At 58.9% G+C, this 2,404-nt stretch carries 3 protein-coding genes and 1 pseudogene; 1 reads left to right on the top strand and 3 read right to left on the bottom strand.

Features of this window, described 5'->3' with window-relative positions:
* Positions 1–491: PIG-L family deacetylase (locus EWM57_RS20865; RefSeq protein ID WP_129923219.1), on the top strand; the 491-nt coding region annotated here is incomplete at its 5' end.
* Between the two features lie 91 nt (positions 492–582).
* On the opposite strand, the gene EWM57_RS20860 is transcribed toward EWM57_RS20865, so the two are convergent.
* The 3 genes and pseudogenes from EWM57_RS20860 to EWM57_RS20850 all read right to left on the bottom strand — a co-directional run.
* Entirely contained in the window at positions 583–1,113 is a 531-nt protein-coding gene (locus EWM57_RS20860; RefSeq protein ID WP_129923218.1) for a helix-turn-helix domain-containing protein, read from the bottom strand.
* Between the two features lie 324 nt (positions 1,114–1,437).
* Positions 1,438–1,974 (bottom strand): hypothetical protein, encoded by a 537-nt coding sequence (locus tag EWM57_RS20855; protein ID WP_129919756.1) that lies wholly within the window; start codon positions 1,972–1,974, stop codon positions 1,438–1,440.
* Positions 1,975–2,047: 73 nt separating this feature from the next.
* Positions 2,048–2,404, bottom strand: a pseudogene (locus EWM57_RS20850) (biotin carboxylase); the annotation flags it as partial.

The raw sequence follows: 2,404 nt of genomic DNA, 5'->3' as shown, positions 1-2,404 counted from the left end.
TTTTCCGCAACGACCGGGAGCACCAGCTGCCCATCATTGCCGCCCTGCGCCGCTACCGGCCCGATATCGTGCTTTGCAACGCCATCCACGACCGGCACCCCGACCACGGCCGCGGCGCCCAGCTCATTTCGGACGCGTGCTTTCTGTCGGGCCTGAAGATGATTGAAACCTTCGACCACGACGGCCAGCCCCAGGCCGCTTGGCGCCCCCTGCACGTGTACCACTTCATTCAGGACCGCCAGATCAGTCCCGATTTCGTGGTCGACATCTCGGCGCACTGGGAGAAAAAATGGGAGTCGATTCAGGCCTACAAAACCCAGTTTTTCGACCCCGAGAGCACCGAGCCCGTCACCTACCTCTCCACGCCCGTCTTCACCAAGTTCATGGAAGCCCGGGCCCGGGAGTTCGGCCACCTGATTGGCGTCGAGTTCGGGGAAGGCTTCACCCGGGAACGGCCGGTGGGCGTGAAGCAACTCACGGATTTAATATAGACCAGCGGTAAAAAAAAGGTCATGCTGAGCAGAGTGAAGCATGACAGGATAACAAAACAGCCGCCCCGGTTCTGGGGCGGCTGTTTTGTTTTTAGCCCAGCGTAGCTTCCAGGGTCGCCGCTTCAGCTTCCAGCGCCACGATGCGGGCTTGCAGCAGGTGCCAGCGCGTGACGTCCTCGGCCGGCAGGGGGCGGGCGTGGTAGTGCAGCCGGCGGATGAGTCCGGCGTGGAGCTCGGCGTCGTCAGGGTCCGTAGGGTTGACCGGGGCGGGGTAGGCGGCCAGCAGGGCGGGCAGGGCCTGGGTACGCAAGCGGCCGGCTTGGTGCAGGCACACGCGGCGACGAAAATCGAGGGCGGCAGCATCGGGCGCGGCGGTACCAGGGGCCAGGCAAGGCGGCAGTACGGCCGCCGCGACTACGGGCGTTTCGGGCGGCGGCAGTTGTTGCAATAGCGGCAGCAGACCTATCAGCAGGTTACTGCTCAGGCTACGCCGGCCGCTTTCCGCCGCCTGCACGAGCTCGGGGCTCACATTAGCATAAAAGGCCACGTCCTCCTGCCGCAGCCCAAACCAGGCGCGCAGGCGGGAAATGACGTTTTGGGAGGCAGGAGCGCGGCGGGGCATAGCTGGCAGAATATGTACGGTATTCTCAAGAAACGAAAAATACCGTACAAAATCTTTCGGGTATTTGTACGGTATTTTCAGAATTTTAAAAATACCGTACAAAGGTCAGGGCCGTTGTCATGCTACCGCACTGGTTCGCAGGCGCGGCACTGGCGCAAGTTTAGGCGCAGCCGTAACTCGTGACACGCTATGCCGGAAGGCTGCGCCTCCTCGTCAGAACGAGCACGCCGCCCGGATGGCTTCAGGCGGCGCGGTTCCGGTTTGCTGCGTTGCAGCAGTGGAGGTACAACCTCCACGTTATGGTCTGGCACGAGTTAAGCGGTGCTAAACTCGCGCTAGGGAAGCAGGAAGGAAGTCTTTCAGCGCAATAGTTGTGAGGATAGGGTTTTGCCAGAAGTGTTCCACCCGCATTATTTTGCGCAGTTCGCTTCTGCTGAGCATTACCTCTGAAGCACGAGTGTAAAAATCAGCAATATCCCTTCTGAGCATTTCCAGCTCCGGGGTGAATTCGGTAATATCTGCCCGCAGATAAGCGTTGTGCCGGTCTAGCAACTGACAGGCGTAGCTGGTCGCATAAAGGGTTAAATAATCATTCTGCCACGTGCAAATTCGCCATAGATACCGCAGGCGGGATTCTCTATAGCTATAGTTTGGTAGAATGTTGGCTGTGTTAGTCACGCTGACAGGACCAATCTTGCCTTTTAGATAAGAGGAAATTGTAGCTGATTGGATCCGACCACGGGTGTATACAAGATAATCAGCCCAGCCATTCCAGCGGCTTCTATCCAATGATAAGTCAAGATGCCGGAGGTAGGCGAATAGGAACACCAAGAAGTCGTGCTCAATCTTAATTCTTTCCATACTGGTTCTGGAAAAAAATAGAAAAGCCCGGCCAAATAACCGGGCTTTTCAAATCTAGCGGAATAAAAGCTTCCTACCGCGCCCCCAGCCGGTTGCGCTTCCAGTTCGAGCCCGCCGCGGCCGGCGCATCACTCGAAGCCACCACCGGCGCTTTCTTTTCCGTCATCAGCATGGCCGTGAGCACGGCGGCTACTTTGGCCACGCTGGCGTCGGGGGCGGCGGGAGTGAGGTCGGCGGGGGTGAAATGGTCCCGGATGAAGTTCGTGTCGAAGTTGCCGCTCACGAAGGCCGGGTGCTGGAGCACGTAGCGGCCGAAGGGCAAGGTGGTCTGGATGCCGGTAATCTGGTACTCGTCGATGGCGCGCAGCATCCGTTCGATGGCCTCCTGGCGGTCTTTGCCGAAGGTGACGAGCTTGGCAATCATCGGGTC

It is taken from the genome of Hymenobacter persicinus (assembly GCF_004167665.1).
GTDB lineage: Bacteria > Bacteroidota > Bacteroidia > Cytophagales > Hymenobacteraceae > Hymenobacter > Hymenobacter persicinus.
Note: the sequence above shows the minus strand (reverse complement) of the source record. Positions and strands in the feature narration are given on the sequence as shown.